Here is a 21,721-nt window from a genome sequence, read left to right on the forward strand (position 1 = left end):
ATGTAAAAGAAATATTATGAGGCTAGTTAATAACTAAGTAAATTTATATACAACAATAACGAGAAGAACAAACCTTATTTTAAAGGGGATACAGAGAATATGAGTAAGTTATTAAAAAAGAAATCCGTTACACAATTGTTAGAGCATAATCAAAGCAAGACCTTAACGAAAACATTAGGAGCATTTGATTTAATTATGTTAGGGGTAGGCTCGATAATTGGAACGGGGGTTCTTGTGTTAACTGGATTAGTAGCAGCAAGAGATGCTGGTCCAGCAGTTATTTTTTCATTTGTACTTGCAGCAATTATATGCGGATTTATAGCATTATGTTACGCAGAAATTGCTTCCACACTCCCGGCATCTGGTAGTGTATATACGTACTCATATGTAACAATTGGTGAGTTTGTTGCTCATCTAGTAGGTTGGTCTTTACTGTTAATATATATTGTGGCAACAGCGGCTGTCGCTGCTGGATGGACAGGCTATTTCCACAATTTAATAAAAGGGTTTGGATTAGAGATACCTAAAGCTCTAGTAACGATCCCTTCACATGGTGGTATTGTGAATCTACCAGCAGTAATCATTACATTGATATTAGCATGGATGTTATCCCGTGGTACGAGGGAAAGTAAACGAATCAATAATATAATGGTATTGGTTAAAATTGGTATGATTTTATTGTTTATTACAGTTGGTATATTCTATGTAAAACCAACGAACTGGATACCAATTGCACCATACGGTTTAAGTGGGGTTTTTACGGGTGGAGCAGCTATTTTATTCGCCTTCACGGGTTTTGATATATTAGCAACTTCAGCAGAAGAAGTAAAAGATCCGAAACGTAATCTTCCCATCGGTATTATTGCATCATTAATCATATGTACAATTATTTATGTTATCGTATGCCTTGTTATGACAGGAATGGTTTCCTATAAAGAATTAAATGTTCCTGAGGCAATGGCTTATGTAATGGAAGTGGTAGGACAAGGAAAAGTCGCTAGTGCAATTGCTGCAGGTGCTGTAATTGGCCTTATGGCTGTTATTTTTTCAAATATGTATGCGGCAACACGAGTTTTCTTTGCAATGAGTCGTGATGGATTGTTACCGAAATCATTTGCGAAAGTTAATAAGAAAACTGGAGCACCCACTTTTATAACTGGATTGTCAGGAATAGGGAGTTCTATAATAGCTGGGTTTATTGATTTAAAAGAATTGGTTAATTTAGTTAATATCGGTAGTTTGGTGACGTTTGCGTTAGTTTGTCTATCAGTTATTATTCTCCGTAAATCACACCCAAATTTAAAGCGTGGATTTATGGTACCTTTTGTACCTGTATTACCAAGCGTTTCAATTGTATGTTGTGTGTTTTTAATGCTAAATTTACCGTTAAGGACATGGATGTACTTTAGTATTTGGATTACTATTGGGGCAGCCATATATTTCTTTTATTCGATAAAACACAGTAATTTAAATGAGAAAACGATATCGAAATTACATGATAAAATTGCGAGATAATAACGATAGAAAATTTTATTAATAATCATATTGATAGTTGAGTAACATAGAAACAGTTTTTTGACATTTAGCAAGAGATAAAATAAGAGATGCTAGGGGAGACAAGTACTTTTTTAGAAACCTTGCTTATTTTTCACGATTTAAAACTGCTAAGGAGAGGGAGAAGTATGAGTGAATTGCATTTTATGAGTATAGAAGAATTGGATGATAAATTAAAAAAATCTGACAGTGGTATTTATTTCATTAAAGATTATAATGACAATATTATTTATGTAGGCAAGGCTTTTAGTATAAAAAGTAGAGTATTAGCTCATTTTAATAGTTATTCCAATATTAAGGAATATGTACATTTATTTAATAAAGTAGCATATCTCATTGAAGATAGTTTGTTAAAACGCTCATTGTTACAAGTTACTTATATGATTAAATATAAACCAGTATTAAACAAAGAAGTCCAAAAAGAATTCCCAGAGTTATATACTCGATACATTAAGCAGACAAATAAAAAATCTATGTTGTTAGAAATGGATGAAGCTAAAGAAAAAAGGGATGAGTTAAAGAATAGATTAGTAAAATTAGTAGGCGGAAAAACTATGTTTTATGACATAATTTCTCTGTTAAACAATGGATATAACTATCATGTTCTCGCAAAAGTATTGTGCATAGAACTTCAAACTTTAATTATAATGAAAGAACACCGAAACAAATTTCCGATACCACATAATTATAAGAGGACAATAAAGCATCAAGATATAATGTATGCTTTATCTGGAAAAAAGAATTTAAGTACTTCAAGGTTAAACACTTAACTTTAAAGTAGTAAATTCGTTGCTTTTGTAGCTTTTATTGTTATATTGAAATGCAATGTACATTTATGTTTCAAATTCAGTTGGTAGAATAAGGGAAGGGAAAGGGTTCCCATAAAAGTACTAGAAGAAATTAGGTTACTCATGCTTAAATAGCATAATTAGGCACATGTTATTTATGAATATATTGGAAGTGCAATTATAAATATTCAAAGATACGAAAGTAATACAAATGAAATTCTTATTTGTGCTACTACAAGTACTATTGAGCAAATGAAGTATGAAATTGCTCTTTGAACTAGGAGTCACACTGGGACCTGATACATCATCATCTGCAAATGGTTTGATCGGTGGAGAGATTACAAAACGCTTATTTCGAATGCCTGAAAAACAGTTAACAGGTTAATACGGATTGTTTTTCCTTTAATTTACAAAAAAATAAATTTTGAAATTGAAAAAAACCTTTCAGATTCCTTTGTAATGATCTTTTGTAGTTGTGTTAATGACATAGGTATCGAAAGATAATTAATTCAATACGAACGATGTATGAGACCTTAAAAGAGTTTTGGTGTTATTTGCAATTTTAATTCCATAATACTTAAGCCGATATAATAAAATGTTTTATGTCTAAATCGATATAAGGCAATAATCATTAAGTAATATTTCTTTTTTTATAGAATAAGTAAAAACTGATACTGTAGTAATTACTGTTTTGAGGTCAATTTACTGTGTACCTTAATTATTGAAGTTTTTTTGTTGATTAACAACTATTGTATTTGGAAATTAATAATAAGTTTATCCCGCTATTTGTGGGCAGTAAGACCCTCACCTCAAAATTTAGCGGAAGCAAAGAAGTTAGGTGGGGGATCAACTGTCCGTAAAAGCCCGATTGGTGAGGGCTAATAATCAGTGGGGGATGAACAAAACCCCCACTGATTAAAGTTTCACTTTATGTGATGCGGTAATAAAACTATCTAGTTTGCTATTCTTAGTATTTGTAAAGTATATATATTTTTTCCTCTTTTGTGGAAATTAAAACTAATGTTGCGAACAGTAATATAGTGCCAATTAGATAAAACTATTTGGCATTATACCGACAATATTTCAAATATTCCATTCATTTTTTGTTGATGAAAAGACCTTTCTCTCAATTAAAAGTTTAATTGAGTACTTGAATTTCCTCCACCTTGTACTTTTCAAAGCATAGTGCTTCAAAAATAACCTTATCGCTTTCAGCTTTTTCCGATTTCACGACTTCTTTATTATCTTTTTCTAAAATTTGGAGCAAAATAGTTTTTCAGTTTCATATTTAAATTAGCAGTATTTATTTTTTGAATCCAATTTGTATAAGTGATTGAATTGGAACTTTGACTGTTGTTTCTTGCGGCGGTACAGTATCTCCTGTAACTTTCGCTGCATTTTAAATCTTTTTCCAGCTTGGTCCTCGCATTGACTACCACTGTATTTTGTAGCTCTTCACTGTTTTCTCAAGTTCAATAATTATATGTTGTAGAATTAAGAAAAGAACTTAATGTATTTCATTTACTGATCTACTCTGATATTTAGATGCTAACTACAATTAAATAATATATGATTTTTATAAAGAAGATATAGTAATATTTTGTTGTGAATTGTACTAATTTGATATTTTATAGTATTATTTGTCGTGAATTATATATAACAGAATATATTTTATGGATCTATAAAGGAGAATGCAATGAATACTTCCATCGATATACAACACTTGTGTGATCTTGCACATAAAGCATTTAATGCCCCTGTACATATTTTATCTGCAGACAGAAAAATTTTATATCATTCTACATCTGATAATGTTTGTAGTCCTTTTTATTCTTCAAAAGAAGAACATCTTACTGATATTTATCAAGAAAATGATCCCTGTAACTTGCCACTTTTCCGAAGTAACAACTATCTTGAAAATTTTGTTCTAATTCATATAGAAAATCATGATGATATTAAAGGGACTATTATAATCGGTCCTACTATACATCCAAAAGATTCAGATGATATGATCATAAAATTTCAGAAAGAATTTAAATCAAATGATAACATTCAAGAAAGACTTGCTTATTATCAGTGTTTATCTGAGATTAAAAAAACTATATTAATTGATATGGGAATTTTATTACATTACATGATTTTCAATGAAAAGTTAGATGTAGATATTGTCTTGGAAAAAAATAAAGTATTAGAGGAAGTTCCTAATAAAATTGTGAAACCTGATTTATATATTTTTAAACGCCGACAAAACAAACCTAAAACTCACAATATGGCATTAGTAAATGATTTCTTTTCGACTATCAAAGAAGGAAATAAAAAAAAGTTAATACAGTATATGTATGCGGTTTCGCAAGAAGATGTTGAACTTATGCTAATAGAGGATCCGCTCAGGAATCAAAAAAACCTTGGAATTATTGCGATTACCTTAGCCACTCGATATGCAATAGAAGGAAATCTACCACCAGATATTGCTTTTGCTCATAGTATTTTATATATACAAACCCTAGAACAATTAGATAATGTAGAATCTGTAAAGCGATTGTCAGGGGACGCTTTACGTACCTTTGCAGATCGTGTGAAAGAATACAATGCAAAAAAGTATTCTTACGCGGTTACTACATGTATAAAACATATTAATAAAAATGTTTACGATGGAATATCTCTGAATGAACTTGCTAATCATTTAGAAATTACGCCTACTTATCTGTCTAAACTATTTAAAAAAGAAATGGGGATCACTTTAAGCGAATATATTCAAAGAGAACGAGTGGAAGAAGCAAAAAAATTATTAACACTCACTACTTATTCGTTATCAGATATCTGTGCTTGGCTTAACTTTAATGACCAAAGTTATTTTATAAGAGTTTTCAAAAAAAATACAAGCATGACTCCTAGGCAGTACCGTGAAAAATATACAATAATATAAGTTTGTTATATGCTGTCTCCAATGTAAAGACTTAAACATGGGTGTAAGTATCCCAAAAAATGAAAATACTGAACTTATTACTCTAGAAAGAGTTTGTGATTTGTCTAGAAAAAGAACCTGTATTCAAGTAGACGGAGATTAACCTGATATTATCTTGTTAGCGGAACAGTTTCAATTTTTAGGAGTTAGAAAAATAATGGAGAAACAAAGTTTATCTATTTTTTTATAACAATCATGTGCTGAATTTATCCCACTTTAATGGGCAGTAAGACCCCCACCTCAAAATTCAGCGAAAACAAAGAAGTTAGGTGGGGGGCGGGCTGCCCATAAAAGTCCGATTGGTTCAACTAATAATCAGTGAGGGATGAAGAAAACCCCCACTGATTAAAGTTTCACTTTATTGGTATAGTTCTGAATTAGATAAACACTAGTCTGACGTCAGCTCAAACAAATAGCTCTTGAAGATTTGATAAACACATATGTGAGCAAAAGCTCAATGGAAATGTTTGTACCGTATTGTTAACTTGAAAAATACAATAACCATTATTTTGTTAAAGAAAACAAAAAGACAGAAGGCTGCAAAGTGTTTCAAGGAAGCTTTGCAGCTTTTTTGTATTTTAGAACCTATGTTTATAACGATGATAAGTTTATAGACTAATATCTTCACGTTTTATATTTATTGGTATAGATATTAGGATGTTTTTGTAAAAAATCAACAATATAACATAGATTACTAAATATATCTAGATTTTATGCAATTATACATAACTAAATAAAGGTAAAAAAGTATAAAAAGACCTATTATATTATTCTATAAGTATTTTTTCTAAAATAAAATTTCTTGGTTGAGCTAAAATAGTTATTTTTAACCGTATACACATTAATTGTAATCATTACAATTACAGAAATGAAATTTACGAATAACTATATTTATATAATTTTTTTCGGTTCATATTTTTATTTAACAGTAAATTATCGAGCTTAATCGACAAAATTTTTCTATTTACGCATTAAAAATTTAATGTTTTAATGAACAACATAACTGGTATGACCAGACAGAAAGGAGAAGGTTACGCTAATAGGAATTATAGTGAAGTTGTAAGTAACATTATGTCGTAAATAATTTTCTAAATAGTCAATTTATTAACGAGAGGTCAAGAATCAAATTTGTAATAAACGTGTTCTAAGTTTCTGCATAACAAAAGTGAAGTTATTCCGCAATAAAAGTATAAGCAATGTACAGTATAATTTCACCTTTTGTTGTCTAGTAAGGAGTTTGCTGACAAAACTAAGAAACATATTACTAAATTTAAATTAAAAAATGTAATGACAAAATTAGCTATAAGCATTGGTTTATTGATTCTCGCGGTTCTGTAAGTTAAACCGCAATTCTAGGGAAGAATTAATAATTTACTATTCATAGGTGCTTGATTCAAATATAGTTAATAAATTTTTGTTATTTATATTTGAAAAAATAGAGTATCGAAATGAGAGATAAGTAAAATCCTTACATCCTATTAGAAGTAAAAAATAACGATATTACCCTATCTGAAAGATTTCTCCTTCCTAACCAGTTTACAAAGAGAGAGGTCGTACAAGTTATATGAATTAAGTTATAAAAACAATGGTAAAGGAGTGTACGGAATGAAAAATAAAATAATTACGGGATTATTAGTCACATCCATTGTAACTGGAGGAAATATTCCTATCAATACTCTCGCAACACCAATCGTTCAAGCAGAAACTCAACAGGAAGGCATGGATATTTCCTCTTCATTACGAAAATTAGGTGCGCAATCTAAATTAATCCAAACGTATATTGATCAATCTTTAATGAGTCCTAATGTACAGTTAGAGGAAGTCACAGCTTTAAATACAAATCAATTCCTAATCAAACAAGATATGAAGGAATGGTCATCGGAACTCTATCCAAAGTTAATTCTATTAAATTCAAAAAGTAAAGGATTTGTAACAAAATTTAATAGCTATTACCCGACATTAAAATCGTTTGTAGATAATAAAGAAGATAGAGAAGGGTTTTCGGACAGACTTGAAGTACTTCAAGAAATGGCTATGACGAATCAAGAAAATACGCAACGGCAAATCAATGAATTAACAGATCTTAAATTACAGCTTGATAAAAAATTAAAAGATTTTGATACTGATGTGGCAACTGCGCAAGGCATACTAAGTACAGATGGAACAGGAAAAATAGACCAGTTAAAAAATGAAATATTAAATACCAAAAAAGCAATTCAAAATGATTTACAGCAAATTGCATTAATACCAGGGGCTTTAAATGAGCAGGGATTTGCTATATTCAAAGAAGTTTATAGCCTTTCAAAAGAAATTATTGAACCAGCTGCTCAAGTCGGGGTGGCAGCGTATAACAAAGGAAAAGAAATTAACAACTCTATTCTAGAAGCAGAGAAAAAAGCAGTGCAAGAAGCAACAGAGCAAGGTAAAACTGCTCTAGAGATTGAATCAGCAAAAAAAGCAGTTCGTGAAGCAATTGAGAAAAGCAAACAAGGTGAAATAGCAGCCGCAGCCGCAGCCAAAACACAAGAGTATGACCTGATGAAGGTCATTGATACTGAAAAGATTAAGAAAACATTTGGCGTTTTTGCTGAAGTAAATAAATTAACAGCAGAACAGCGAGCATATTTAGATGATTTAGAGAAACAAAATCAAAAAATATATGATTTAACAACGAAATTATCAATAGCTGATTTACAAAAATCAATGCTTCTTCTTACACAAAATGATTTGCATACGTTTGCAAATCAAGTAGATGTAGAACTTGATTTACTAAAGCGCTATAAAGAAGATTTAAATCTAATAAAAAATAGCATTACAAAATTATCTACTAATATTGATACAACTAACGAGCAGTCTCAAAAAGATACATTAAGACAATTAAAAAATGTAATAAGTTACCTTGAAGAACAAGTATACAAATTTTGATATTACGTTTTTTGAAAATCTATAAAGATTATAGGCATTTAGCGAAAGAAGGAGAATAGTCATGAAAAAATTTCCATTCAAAGTACTAACTTTAGCCACATTAGCAACTGTTATAACTGCTACTACTGGTAACACTATTCATGCATTTGCACAAGAAACGACCGCTCAAGAACAAAAAGTAGGCAATTATGCATTGGGCCCTGAAGGACTGAAGAAAGCATTGGCTGAAACAGGGTCTCATATTCTAGTAATGGATTTATACGCAAAAACAATGATTAAGCAACCAAATGTAAATTTATCTAATATCGATTTAGGCTCAGAGGGGGGAGAGTTGCTCAAAAATATTCACCTTAATCAAGAGCTGTCACGAATCAATGCGAATTACTGGTTAGATACAGCGAAGCCACAGATTCAAAAAACTGCTCGTAATATTGTAAATTACGATGAACAATTTCAAAATTATTACGACACATTAGTAGAAACTGTACAAAAGAAAGATAAGGCAGGTCTAAAAGAGGGTATAAATGATTTAATTACTACAATCAATACAAATTCAAAAGAAGTTACAAATGTGATTAAGATGCTACAAGACTTCAAAGGGAAACTATATCAAAATTCTACAGATTTTAAAAATAATGTTGGTGGTCCAGATGGGAAAGGTGGATTAACTGCAATATTAGCAGGTCAACAGGCAACGATTCCACAACTTCAAGCTGAAATTGAGCAACTTCGTTCTACTCAGAAAAAACATTTTGATGATGTATTAGCATGGTCAATTGGTGGTGGATTGGGAGCAGCTATTTTAGTTATTGCAGCTATTGGAGGAGCGGTAGTTATTGTTGTAACTGGCGGTACAGCAACACCGGCTGTTGTTGGTGGACTCTCGGCTCTTGGTGCAGCTGGTATCGGTCTAGGAACTGCGGCTGGTGTCACAGCATCTAAGCATATGGACTCCTATAACGAAATTTCTAACAAAATCGGAGAATTAAGTATGAAAGCAGATCGTGCTAATCAAGCAGTTCTTTCGCTTACTAACGCGAAAGAAACATTGGCATATTTATATCAGACTGTAGATCAAGCGATATTGTCACTAACAAATATTCAAAAGCAATGGAATACAATGGGCGCAAATTATACAGATTTACTGGATAATATCGATTCTATGCAAGACCACAAATTCTCTTTAATACCGGATGATTTAAAAGCTGCTAAAGAAAGTTGGAATGATATTCATAAAGATGCAGAATTCATTTCAAAAGATATTGCTTTTAAACAGGAGTAGAACTGAAATTTAAAACCTAAATTGGAGGAAAATGAAATGATAAAAAAAATCCCTTACAAATTACTCGCTGTATCGACGTTATTAACTATTACAACTGCTAATGTAGTTTCACCAGTAACAACTTTTGCAAGTGAAATTGAACAAACGAACAATGAAGATACAGCTCTTTCTGCAAATGAAGCGAGAATGAAAGAGACCTTGCAAAAAGCTGGATTATTTGCAAAATCTATGAATGCCTATTCTTATATGTTAATTAAGAATCCTGATGTGAATTTTGAGGGAATTACTATTAATGGATATGTAGATTTACCTGGTAGAATCGTACAAGATCAAAAGAATGCAAGGGCACATGCTGTTACTTGGGATACGAAAGTAAAAAAACAGCTTTTAGATACATTGAATGGTATTGTTGAATACGATACAACATTTGACAATTATTATGAAACAATGGTAGAGGCGATTAATACAGGGGATGGAGAAACTTTAAAAGAAGGGATTACAGATTTGCGAGGTGAAATTCAACAAAATCAAAAGTATGCACAACAACTAATAGAAGAATTAACTAAATTAAGAGACTCTATTGGACACGATGTTAGAGCATTTGGAAGTAATAAAGAGCTCTTGCAGTCAATTTTAAAAAATCAAGGTGCAGATGTTGATGCCGATCAAAAGCGTCTAGAAGAAGTATTAGGATCAGTAAACTATTATAAACAATTAGAATCTGATGGGTTTAATGTAATGAAGGGTGCTATTTTGGGTCTACCAATAATTGGCGGTATCATAGTGGGAGTAGCAAGAGATAATTTAGGTAAGTTAGAGCCTTTATTAGCAGAATTACGTCAGACCGTGGATTATAAAGTAACCTTAAATCGTGTAGTTGGAGTTGCTTACAGTAATATTAATGAAATGCACAAGGCGCTTGATGATGCTATTAACGCTCTTACTTATATGTCCACGCAGTGGCATGATTTAGATTCTCAATATTCGGGTGTTCTAGGGCATATTGAGAATGCAGCTCAAAAAGCCGATCAAAATAAATTTAAATTCTTAAAACCTAATTTAAATGCAGCGAAAGACAGTTGGAAAACATTACGAACAGATGCTGTTACATTAAAAGAAGGAATAAAGGAATTAAAAGTGGAAACTGTTACTCCACAAAAATAGGGAAATATTAATTCTGTTGTAAAGTAAACTAAAACATAGAAATTCTATGATTAAACTGTTAAACAGAAAAGTGATAATTAATAAATCCTTATATAACAGAAAGGCGGAGTCTCATTAAAGACTTCGCCTTTCAATTATATATAAGTATTATTCGAATAAAAAAATAACCTTGTAGTTTAATTGCTTTTTAAAAATTTGAAAAAGAATCAATTAATTTGGAGCACAGATTATATAAATTTTTTTAATACTTAATGATTTGAAGGCTGCTAAAGAAAGTTCAAACGATACTGATAAAAGATGTAGAACTCATTTTGAAAGACATCGCTTTTTAATAAGATTAGAATTTGAAACCATGCCCTATATAGGAGGAACAAGAAATGATGAAAAAAATCCCTAACAAATTACTCGCTGTATCAGCATTTTTAACTATAACAACTACTTATGCAGTCATACCAATAGAAACTTTTGCAATTGAAATTGAACAAACGAACACTCAAGATATGTCTCTTTCAGCAAATGAAGAACAGATGAAAAAAGCTTTGCAAGATGCTGGTTTATTTGCAAAAGCTATGAATGAATATTCTTATTTGCTAATTAATAATCCAGATGTGAGTTTTGAAGGGATAACTATTAATGGAAATGCAGATTTACCTAGTAAAATTGTACAAGATCAAAAGAATGCAAGAGCGCATGCTGTTACATGGACTACACAAGTAAAAAAACATCTTTTAGATACATTGACAGGCATTATAGAATACGATACAAAATTTGAAAATCATTATGAAACATTAGTAGAGGCGATCAATACTGGAAATGGAGATATTTTTAAAAAAAGGATTACAGATTTACAAGGAGGAATTCAACAAAATCAAAAGTCTGTAAAAGCATTAATAGAAGAATTAATTCAATTAAAAAATGCTATTGGAGAAGATGTTAGAACATTTGGAAGTCATAAAGAGACATTGCAATTGATTTTAAAAAACCAAGGTGCTGATGTGGAGGCTGACCAAAAGCGTCTAGAGGACCTTTTAGGACAAGTAAAATATCAGAAAGACATAGAATCTAAGGGATTAGACATGGTGAAAATCCCCTTTATTCCAACCTTGATTGCTGGTGGCATAATGATAGGTGATGCAAGAGGTAAGTTAGGTTGGCTAGAACCTGAATTAGCAAAATTGCGTCAGACTGTAGATTATAAAATAACATTGAATCGTGTAGTTGGAGTTGCATTTCATAATATTAGTGATATGCATAGTATGCTTGATAGTGCTATCACTGCTCTTACTTATATGTCTACGCAATGGGAGGATTTAGATTCTCAATATTCGGGTGTATTGGGACATATTGATAAAGCTGATCAAAAAGCTGATCAAAATAAATATAAATTCTTAACCCCTAGCTTGAATGCAGCGAAAAACAGTTGGAAAGCATTAAGAATAGATGCTGTCACTTTACAAGAAGGGATAAAAATTGCAGAGAAAAAAGAAAAGGATTTTTTGAATCAGCTTCGTCCAGCAAACGTTTTCTACTTTTATAAAAAAATTCATAACGCATACACTTTTGAAATAAAGACTGGAACAAATGCGCCAAATGCGTCTTATAAAGTTATGAATTTAACTAAAAACACTGTGCATAATATGTGGAGTGGAGGGGCTAATACTAACATGTGGGCTGATTGGCTTTCATTCAATCCAAATGATGAATTTGCGGTAGTAGCAGTAGTGGATGGTAAAGAATATGTTGTGTATAAAGACAAAGTACAAAATATAATGAATTGAACCTGAAAAGTAAAGAAGTAATTGGAGCTGGACAATAAACTAGACAACAAGTTAATTGAAAAATTGCAATGGCATATATCTCCTTATGTCCTAGAATACTTAGCTCAAGAAAAAGAATTCGTTCAGCGAAAAAGTAAATATTGAACCAAGGAGTTAGTTGCATTATGTGGATGGCTTTACCGAAAGGTTTCAAGTACATTACTCACACTCATACAATTATGTAGTTATCCTAAAGTATCTACAGGTGTTCTAATCAACCCTGAAGAACTACTTAGCTTCCTAAGTGGAGTGATTTTATACAAAATTAAGTGAACGTTTTTGTACATAGATTAGTTGACATTTATATAGGCTTTTTCCATTTTTAAAGATAGTTTTGTTTTTTTGTGTTATTTTTCAAAAATTACAGATGAAATTTCTGTATTCATGAACTCAGCGTATAATGATTGTTCGATGAAATGACATATCACGTCCCTTTAGAGTTTCAGACATATTACGATAACTTAAAGAAAAAAGATAATAGTAGTAAACGGTTGCTATTATCTTTTTTAACTATTTTTCACTAAAATATCTTATCTGCTGTGCTTATAATTTACTTTTCTAGATTTTATCCTAGTTTAAATTTTATGTATTTGAACTGTTTATACTATTTGTAGGATTTTTAGCTTTTTTGTCGAATACACTTAATGCAAGGAGGGACATTACATGATTATTAAAGATTATTTCATCAATCTTTCTATTTTTTCTTTATTAGTTAGCGCAGCAATATTTATTCAAGTGTTTACAATTAATTCTAGTCGATATTTCGAAAAGCTCTATGGAGGGATTATTGCAGTTACGTTAATGTTCTTTTCTTTTCCATACATGGGATTTTCCTACGATCTTCGAGTTGTTCCTCTTATTCTATCTTTTATTTACTTTGGTCGTATTGCTGGTTGGATTACGTTAATTAGCATAATTATAATGCGCATTTTTTACATAGGAGGGTATTGGGAACCTCCTGTGATTGCTTATTTAGGTATGGGGATTCTATTTTCTACTTTTAAAACTTATTTTAAAAAACTACATCCTTTTAAAAGTGCATCTTTATATTTTTCTGTTTTTATTGGAATAAAGTGGTTAGTTGGCGTATTATTTAATACTACATTACTTTACACAGGAGGCTTATTATATATAGCGTTAGGACTTTTAATTGGGCTATTTCTTATGGAAGCCTACCAGAGATTGTATTATTTAACACAGGACTTATCTAAAATGAATCGAGAATTAAAAAAATCGAAGCAAGAACTTACAGATACCGTACATGAGCTTCAAGGAGGAATTTTTAAATTTAAAAAAGTGGGTAAGCATTTTATACACACTTTATGTGATGGACAGTTTTATTATCAAAACGGATTTTATTCTGAACAGGTGGTAGGAAAAAGCTTACGTACTATTGATGCTTCTATTATTCCTCCACATTTAGTTCCACAATTGATGAAGTACTATCTTCAGGCATGGGAAGGAAAAGAAATTATATTTGAATTACCTTGGCCAAATGATAAAACTATTATTCTTATTGCGCTTAGGCCAATTAAACGAAATGGACAAGTTATTGAAGTTGTTGGTTCTACAGTTGATATGACCGAAAGGAAAAAGGTAGAATCAGAATTAACCGCTACTAAAGAATTATTAGAATCATTTATAAAGCATAATCTAGATGCTATTACCATTTCTGATCGAGAAGGGCATATTTTACAAGCGAATAAAGCTTATGAAAAGATATTTGGTTGGTCATCACAAGAAATCATAGGTAAGAGATTACCTTGTGTACCAGATTTTTTAATGGAAGAATCACTTAAAAATATTCAGAAAATTCTAACAGGTGAATCCGTGGTTACTAGATTAGAAACTGTTAGACAACGTAACGATGGGAGTCTTCTTGATGTCAGTCTGACAGTTTCTCCTATACTAGATGTAAGAGGAAATGTGATAGCTTTATCAGCAATATGTAGAGACATCTCTGAAAGAAAACAAGCAGAAAGAGAACGGCATCGATTACACCAGCAATTAAGAGATAGTGAAATGAAGTACCGTGCACTAATCGAGCAAGCGACGGATGCGGTATATGTAGTAGAGCTGAATGAAGATAATGCTCCAAGTCGATTTATTGAGGTAAACCCTGTTGGGTGTAGAAGATTTGGATATAGTAGAGAAGAGTTGCTCTCATTATCATTTTCAAATATAGTACCACAAGATTCTCAAATGATCGTAAGGTTATTAGAAAAAATTAAAAAGGGACAAACTTCATTCACTTTGCAAGATGAATATGTTTTTCCAACAGGAAAAGTAATAACAACTGAGTTTAGTGTTCGTGTTTTTAACTTAAATGGTAAAAAAGTTTTCCTAAGTATTTCTCGTGATATCACTGAACGGCTAAAAACAGAAGAATTATTACGAAAATCTGAAAAACTTGCTGTTGTAGGACAATTAGCGACTGTAATGGCTCATGAGATTAATAATCCATTAACTGCAATGAAAGGGTTCATGCAATTACTAAAATCAACGGAAAATGAGAATAATCAGGGTTATATTAATATAGTATCATCAGAGATTGAGCGTATAGAGAGTATTACAACTGAATTTATGGTGGTAGCCAAACCACAGGTGCTAAAAATAAAACCTAATGATATTAGTGTGCTAATGGATCAAGTTTTAATGCTACTACAACCTCAAGCAATGATGAATAATATAAAAATTAGAATCGATCTTACCCCTGGTATTCCATTGATTTCATGTGAAGGAAATCAATTAAAGCAAGTATTTGTTAATATATTAAAAAATGCAATTGAATCTATGCCGATGGGAGGGGAAATTCTGATTCAATTAAATATACTTGATAATAATCAATTAAGCATTCGTTTTATCGATCAAGGGTGTGGGATTCCAAAAGAACGTATACCATACCTCGGAGAACCTTTTTATAGTATTAAAGAAGAGGGGATTGGCTTAGGATTAATGATCTGTTATAAAATCATTGAAACACATCAGGGAAAGGTATTTATTGAGAGTGAAGTGGATAAGGGGACTACAGTTGAAGTCACTCTCCCTATTTGTACACTTCAAAATTAATATATTCTTTTACTGAAATTTTTTAAGAAACCATACAAAATGTAATGCTATTAAACAAAAACTGAAATTGGTTAAAGATAAGAATACAATTTTAGAACAGTATTCATCTCAAGTAGAAAGAATAATCTTGCTTGAGGAAAGGGATAGAATGGTAAGGGAATGACATAAAATAAAATGATAGGATATAAATTTACTTCGGTTATATTTATTACGGAAACATTAAGGTCACATTTAGTGACCTAAGAGGGGAAAGATAAGCTATAAGAAATATTAAATATATCAAGTTCTTCATTAGATAATATACTTTTAGAATTTATAAAAAATATAATTAGGATTAAATTAAAACCTTCCAAAAAGCCTGTTATAAAAACATCCTTTCTTTAGAACCAAAAGAAAGGATGTTTTTAATATCATAATTCTACTTAAAAACATTTCTAATTTTTACTTGCAATACATTTTTTTACTAATTTTGGTTAAGTTATTTTCAAAGGCGTTATTATTAATTCAATAAGTATATTTACATATCACCATCCCTAATTTTAAAAATAGCAATTTCCTGAAAACTATATATAGTTTCTTTCTGAAAGGAAGGGTATTATCAATTGAAACCACATGAAAGAATATCAGTTTACTCTATAAAATCTTTACAGGATTTAATGAAATTACTAAAAAAATCTAAAGATTTTATAACGTTGGAAATTGCTTCTAATAATTCCTCTATAGTCATTTCATATTTTAGAACATTAATCGATGTAAATATATTTCATGAAGAGGTTTTGACTTATATAAAAGAGAAGAGCTTCGATTCGTTACAAGATATTCAGTCTGTCTTACCCTTTGAGAATTCAAAAATAACAAATCAAATGGAAGATATTCAGGATAGTATTTTAAATGGCTATATACTTATTCAGTTCGATACAGATACATTAAATTGTTTGTTAGTAAATGTGTCAAAGAAAGAAAAAAGGGATATTACAAAAGCTGAAATTGAATACAATATTGTGGGTCCGCAAATCGCATTTGTCGAAGATTTAGATGTAAATTTAAATTTAGTACGTAGAAAGCTTCCAACACCTTATTTACAAATGAAGGAATTGAAAGTAGGCTCTCTCTCTAACACAACTGTTGCGATTGTATTTATTGAGGGAATTGTAAATGATCAAAATCTACAAGAAATTATAAAACGGGTAAGTCAAATAAAAACAGACCATGTTTTGGATAGTACTTATTTGATTCAGTTAATTGCAGACAACCCGAATTCTATATTCCCTCAATTTTTGAATACAGAACGTCCTGACCGTGTGGCAGCTGTATTAGCAGAAGGGAAAATTGCACTTTTTGTAGATGGCTCGCCTTATGCTATCACTCTTCCAACAACATTAATTGATTTTTTTTCTACGACAGAAGATTACACCATGCCTTGGATTATTTCCTCCTTTTTTCGACTGCTAAGGCTTTTTGCTTTTATTTTTTCTGTCTTAACTACTCCATTATATGTTGCAATCTTAACATATCATTACGAGCTAATTCCGAAAGAACTTCTTGAAACGTTAATCATATCGAGAAGTAGAGTACCTTTTCCTCCAGTCATTGAAGCACTGTTTTTAGAAATAACGATTGAATTACTGAGAGAAGCGGGGGCACGTTTACCAACTAAAGTGGGTCTAACTGTCGGTATAGTAGGGGGTATTGTAATTGGACAGGCATCGGTAGAGGCAAGTCTTACAAGTAATGTACTTATTATCATTGTTGCACTTTCAGCCCTTAGCTCATTTACAGCACCAATATATCGAATTGGTAATACAATTCGAGTAATTCGTTTTCCTTTTATAATATCTGCACACCTGTTGGGCTTATTAGGAATTGTTTTAACAAGTTCTTTACTTTTAGCACGCTTATTACGTACAGAATCATTAAGACGTCCTTATTTGTTCCCTTTTTATCCTACACGTCCTACTGATTGGAAAGACAGCATTATACGTATGCCAATCTCAGCGATGTTCCGACGTCCAATTTTTTCAAGATCTAAACAGCGTTTTCGTTTTAATCCAGAAGAGGTAGAGAAAAATAAAATCATATCACGAAATGATTTTGATGATTGAATTTAACAGGGAGGAGTATTATGAAACAGATCCCAATTGAGTATCAAGTCTCTCCATATATGGTATTTTTTTTTATTATTACTATACAGATGGGAGTTGGTATGCTTGGTTTTGAAAGGATTAGTGCAAAATTAGTTGGAAATGATGCGTGGATTAGCACGCTACTTTTTGGAATATCTGTTAATCTTATGATTTGGATTATATATCAGATTTTAAATCAGGGTAATGGAGACATCATTGCAATCAATCAAAACGTACTTGGAAAATGGATTGGTGGATTGTTCAACTTGATTTTTTTATGCTATATTGTATTGTTAGGTGCAACAACACTCCATACTTATATTGAAGTAGTACATGTTTGGATGTTTCCTTCAATTTCATCTTGGGTTATAGCGGGGGCTTTTTTAGGCCTATGTTATTACATTGTTACTGGAGGATTTCGTGTAGTTGCCGGAATCGGCTTCTTTGGAATCGTTATCCCAAGTTTTCTAATCTTCACATTTTTTTATCCTTTGCAGTATGCAGATTTTCGGAATTTATTTCCAATTGCACAGCATTCATTCCTAGAAATTATGAAAGGAATGAAAGGAAATATGTTTAGTTTTTTTGGATTTGAAATGTTATTGTTGTACTACCCATTTATTAAAAAAGCAAGAACGTCTCAAAAATATGCGCACTATGCAAATTTCGTAACGACTATTGTCTACACATACCTTATGATTTTAACTCTTGCGTTTTTTAGTGAAAAACAACTAGCGAGCGCGATATGGGCGTATTTAAGCATGATTAAAATTATACAATTTCCCTTTATAGAGCGGTTTGAATACATTATTGTTTCTGTTTGGGCTTTTTTTATATTACCCAATGTTTCCTTTACATTATGGGGAGTAAGTCGTGGTATAAAAGAGGCACTGGGAATAAAGCAAAAATATGTTTTGCCAGTTATCATCGTATTCATCTTTGTTTTATCATTTTTCTTGAATAACCGTAATAAAATTAACGTATTAAATACTTGGACAGGTCAAATTGGCTTTGTATATATATATGTATACCTACCTGTACTATGGCTAATTCAAACCGCCAAAATAAAGTTAAGGAGATAAACATGAAGCGATGGATACTTTCCCTTATAGTAAGTGTCTTCTTAATAGGTTGTGCTAAAACGAAAATTGTGGATGACATTGACTTAGTTCAAGTTGCGGCATATGATACCGAAGCAGAAGGTAAGCTAAAAGGAACCTTTGCGATTTCAGCCTATAAAGGAGGCGGGGAAGGTGAAACGAAAATCTATTCGGCATCAGGCCAGACTGGTAGAGAAGTTCTTGCAAGAGCAACCGAAAAATCTTCTGGACCCCTAGAGTTGGGTCAATTGCGTGTTATCATATTTAATGAAAAAATAATTGATAAGGGAATGCAGGAAATTTTAGAGACTTTGAACCGAAATCCTAGTGTAGGAAATGCAATTTATTTAGCAATTACAAATGTAAAAGGGGAATCACTATTAAAGGGGAACTATTCTAAAGAAAGAGAAATTGCTTCCTATCTATCCTCTTTACTGGAGCAAAATATGGACAATGGAACGCAGCCAAAAACAAATTTTTTTATGTTTTTAAACCAACTTAATGATGATGCGAGAGATTCATATTTACCGATGATATCTAAAAAAGGTAACGTGTTGGAGTTAAATGGAATAGCACTTTTTAAAAGATGTAAAATGGTTGATAAAGTGAACCCTAAAGATTTATTTGTATTTAAATTGTTGACAGATAATTTTAAACAAGGTACATACCAATTCAAACTACCTGGTTCTTCAAATACTTACGCCACGATAGAGAATATAAAAGCTAGAACAAAATATAAGATGGAGGGGAATAGTAAGCATCCATTCGTAAATGCTCATATTCAAGTTAAAGCTGAAATTCAAGAATTTACAAAAACAAAAAATCTAGATAACCCTAAAGAAATAAAAAAATTAGAAAGAATTATGGAAACAGAAATAGAAAAAAAAGCAACTACATTGATAAAGAGGTTTATTAAAAAAGGCACAGATCCTATAGGACTTAGAAAGCTTGGTAGAACTCACGTAAGAAAATGGAACAGTCAAGAATGGGAAGAATCCTATAAACATTTACGTTTTCGTGTAACGGCTGATGTAAAAGTAACCCAATCTGGTGTTACAGAATAAATCAAATAAGATATGGAAAATTTCAATAAAAAAATATAGTCTCGCAGGAGATTAGGGAGAAGAGAAACTATTAGCAAAGAATTTCATAAACATTAAGATGCTTTGTTAATAGTTTTTATACCTGTAGCTTTATCACTTACAGTAACCATATTAGCATTCCATGAAGCATAATTTCATAATCTACACCAATACTAAAGGTTACACTTACACCTTGTTACAAGCTATTTATATGATTAAATATAAAACAGTATTAAATAAAGCAGTTCAAAAAGAATTCCCAGAGTTATATACTCAATTCATTAAGCAGACAAATAAAAAATCCATGTTATTAGAAATTGATGAAGCTAAAGAAAAAAGGGAGGAGTTAAAGAATAAATTAGTAAAATGAGTGGGCTAAAAAACTATGTTTTATGACATAATTCTTGTTTGAAATCTGTTATACTTTCAAATTCTTTCGATACAGAAATAGACATACAAATACGCCATCCTTTCTTATAAATCTACAGAAAGAATAGCGTATTTTTCAAAAATGAGTTCCTGTATTGAAAAGCTTTGCTTCTATATGACAGATAAAAGGGCAAGCAATGCTAAAATAGCAGGAAGTCCTTGTTTCGCGATAATTGATTTATTGGACGTGAAACCTCCGAAAATAGCTGCTACTACCACACAAATGATGAAAAATAATTGAATCATATAACCAATGGGATTGTTTCCAAGTATAAGTCCCCAAATGAGGCCAGCTGCTAAGAATCCATTATATAAACCTTGATTTGCAAACATAATGGCTACGTTTCGATCTCCTTCTAAATGCTTCGGCAATTTGAAAGCGCGTTGTGCTACTTTTGAATTAATAAAAAACATTTCGAGAATCATGATAAATAAATGCTCTAATGCTACGATTCCTACTAAAATAGCTGCGATTATTTCCATACTATTCTGCCTCCTTTAGTCCTTAATATAAGTTTTATACTATTTCCATTTTGCAATTCTATCAACAGGGAGAAGATATGAAGCATATCCTTCGTCGGCTACTATATCAATAGGTAGAAGTATAACTGACACATAGCGCTCTTTTTCCAAACCAAAGAATGGATTGCTATTTTCCTTGTGATTCCCTCTGAGTGGATTTGGATTATACATGTGCACGTGCTGCCAGCATGAACTGCATGGAGAGAAGTACTAGATCAATCAGTGTAGTTCCGCGATTTTTCTTGGTATGGAAGTTTTTAGGAAGGATATTTTTTGTATGTAAAATAATAAAATGTAATTTATAAATATAAAGTTGATAAAATGAATTCGGATTAATAATATTCCCCAAGTTAATCCTATATAAACCGTTTACAAATTAATTGTCTAAGTATTTCTAAGTTTAAAGAGTGCAGTGTCTTCGTTCTTTATTGAATCAACTTTCAAATGTTGGTTCAATATTTTCTATTCTTTTGGAACTTAGTTCTCGTTTACTTCTCACAAAAGCGATAAAATCAATTATCTCTTCTGTTGAAAGTACTTCTCCATCTATTAAAAGTGTTGGATCTGGATCGTTTAGGAGTCTTGTAATATCAATTACATCTTTGTTTTGATGTGAATGTTCAATTCGACCTAATATATAATCTACAGACGTATCAAATAAATCTGCTATTTTAGATAAAGATTGTAATGAAGGTAATCTATAACCATTTTCATAACCAGCATAGGTGCTTTTCGCAATCCCAAGTCGATCTGCTGTCTCTTGTAAGGACCATCTTTGATTTTTTCTTAATTCAGATAAACGTTCCAACATTCGTCTCATATCCCATCTAATTTTATTAAATTAATTATAACATAGAAAAAGAATCAAGAATAGAAAAAGTATGCGTATTGAATACAAAAT

The 21,721-nt window shown here is 31.3% G+C and carries 14 protein-coding genes and 4 pseudogenes; 14 read left to right on the top strand and 4 right to left on the bottom strand.

Annotated elements, in window-relative coordinates:
• Positions 1-99 precede the first annotated feature (99 nt).
• The 3 genes and pseudogenes from QCI46_RS11935 (at position 100) to QCI46_RS11945 (ending at position 2,727) form a co-directional block, all read left to right on the top strand.
• Positions 100-1,515: an amino acid permease gene (locus tag QCI46_RS11935; RefSeq protein WP_353840336.1), complete on the top strand. Its 1,416-nt coding sequence runs from the start codon at positions 100-102 to the stop codon at positions 1,513-1,515.
• 167 nt (positions 1,516-1,682) lie between these two features.
• On the top strand, positions 1,683-2,324 hold the full coding sequence (locus QCI46_RS11940) for a nucleotide excision repair endonuclease (RefSeq protein ID WP_353840337.1): 642 nt from the start codon (positions 1,683-1,685) through the stop codon (positions 2,322-2,324).
• A 198-nt stretch (positions 2,325-2,522) separates the two neighbouring features.
• Positions 2,523-2,727, top strand: a pseudogene (locus QCI46_RS11945) (alpha/beta-type small acid-soluble spore protein).
• A 753-nt stretch (positions 2,728-3,480) separates the two neighbouring features.
• On the opposite strand, the gene QCI46_RS11950 reads toward QCI46_RS11945, so the two are convergent.
• Entirely contained in the window at positions 3,481-3,609 is a 129-nt protein-coding gene (locus QCI46_RS11950) for a peptidase (RefSeq protein WP_098095043.1), read from the bottom strand.
• Between the two features lie 429 nt (positions 3,610-4,038).
• On the opposite strand from QCI46_RS11950, the gene QCI46_RS11955 reads away from it, so the two are divergent.
• The 11 genes and pseudogenes from QCI46_RS11955 to QCI46_RS29890 all read left to right on the top strand — a co-directional run.
• Entirely contained in the window at positions 4,039-5,268 is a 1,230-nt protein-coding gene (locus tag QCI46_RS11955; protein ID WP_327959306.1) for a helix-turn-helix domain-containing protein, read from the top strand.
• Between the two features lie 1,644 nt (positions 5,269-6,912).
• A complete protein-coding gene (hblC, locus tag QCI46_RS11960; RefSeq protein ID WP_327959664.1) occupies positions 6,913-8,232 on the top strand; it encodes a hemolytic enterotoxin HBL lytic component L2 in 1,320 nt (439 codons plus the stop codon).
• 61 nt (positions 8,233-8,293) lie between these two features.
• On the top strand, positions 8,294-9,514 hold the full coding sequence (hblD, locus tag QCI46_RS11965; RefSeq protein ID WP_353840338.1) for a hemolytic enterotoxin HBL lytic component L1: 1,221 nt from the start codon (positions 8,294-8,296) through the stop codon (positions 9,512-9,514).
• Between the two features lie 36 nt (positions 9,515-9,550).
• A complete protein-coding gene (hblA, locus tag QCI46_RS11970; protein ID WP_001968418.1) occupies positions 9,551-10,678 on the top strand; it encodes a hemolysin BL binding component B in 1,128 nt (375 codons plus the stop codon).
• A 377-nt stretch (positions 10,679-11,055) separates the two neighbouring features.
• Complete coding sequence (hblB, locus tag QCI46_RS11975) at positions 11,056-12,456, top strand: hemolysin BL regulatory component HblB (protein ID WP_353840339.1); 1,401 nt, start codon at positions 11,056-11,058, stop codon at positions 12,454-12,456.
• A gap of 21 nt (positions 12,457-12,477) precedes the next feature.
• Positions 12,478-12,726: pseudogene (locus QCI46_RS11980) on the top strand (IS4 family transposase); the annotation flags it as partial.
• A 432-nt stretch (positions 12,727-13,158) separates the two neighbouring features.
• Positions 13,159-15,564, top strand: coding sequence for a PAS domain S-box protein (locus QCI46_RS11985; RefSeq protein WP_353840340.1), 2,406 nt, complete (start codon positions 13,159-13,161; stop codon positions 15,562-15,564).
• A gap of 602 nt (positions 15,565-16,166) precedes the next feature.
• The gene (locus QCI46_RS11990; protein WP_353840341.1) at positions 16,167-17,666 is read left to right on the top strand and encodes a spore germination protein; all 1,500 of its coding nucleotides are present in this window, start codon (positions 16,167-16,169) and stop codon (positions 17,664-17,666) included.
• 20 nt (positions 17,667-17,686) lie between these two features.
• A complete protein-coding gene (locus QCI46_RS11995) occupies positions 17,687-18,769 on the top strand; it encodes a GerAB/ArcD/ProY family transporter (RefSeq protein WP_353840342.1) in 1,083 nt (360 codons plus the stop codon).
• A 2-nt stretch (positions 18,770-18,771) separates the two neighbouring features.
• Entirely contained in the window at positions 18,772-19,851 is a 1,080-nt protein-coding gene (locus tag QCI46_RS12000) for a Ger(x)C family spore germination protein (RefSeq protein ID WP_353840343.1), read from the top strand.
• 208 nt (positions 19,852-20,059) lie between these two features.
• A pseudogene (locus tag QCI46_RS29890) lies at positions 20,060-20,236 on the top strand (nucleotide excision repair endonuclease); the annotation flags it as partial.
• 173 nt (positions 20,237-20,409) lie between these two features.
• Here QCI46_RS29890 and QCI46_RS12010 read toward each other — a convergent pair.
• The 3 genes and pseudogenes from QCI46_RS12010 to ansR all read right to left on the bottom strand — a co-directional run bounded on the left by QCI46_RS12010 (position 20,410) and on the right by ansR (position 21,631).
• A complete protein-coding gene (locus tag QCI46_RS12010; protein ID WP_353840344.1) occupies positions 20,410-20,781 on the bottom strand; it encodes a DUF1304 domain-containing protein in 372 nt (123 codons plus the stop codon).
• Positions 20,782-20,820: 39 nt separating this feature from the next.
• Positions 20,821-21,058 (bottom strand): annotated as a pseudogene (locus QCI46_RS12015) (nitroreductase family protein); the annotation flags it as partial.
• 195 nt (positions 21,059-21,253) lie between these two features.
• A complete protein-coding gene (gene ansR / locus QCI46_RS12020; RefSeq protein ID WP_063225005.1) occupies positions 21,254-21,631 on the bottom strand; it encodes an HTH-type transcriptional regulator AnsR in 378 nt (125 codons plus the stop codon).
• Between the last annotated feature and the right edge of the window lie 90 nt (positions 21,632-21,721).

The sequence above is a fragment of the Bacillus cereus group sp. RP32 genome (assembly GCF_040459735.1).
Taxonomy (GTDB): domain Bacteria; phylum Bacillota; class Bacilli; order Bacillales; family Bacillaceae_G; genus Bacillus_A; species Bacillus_A wiedmannii.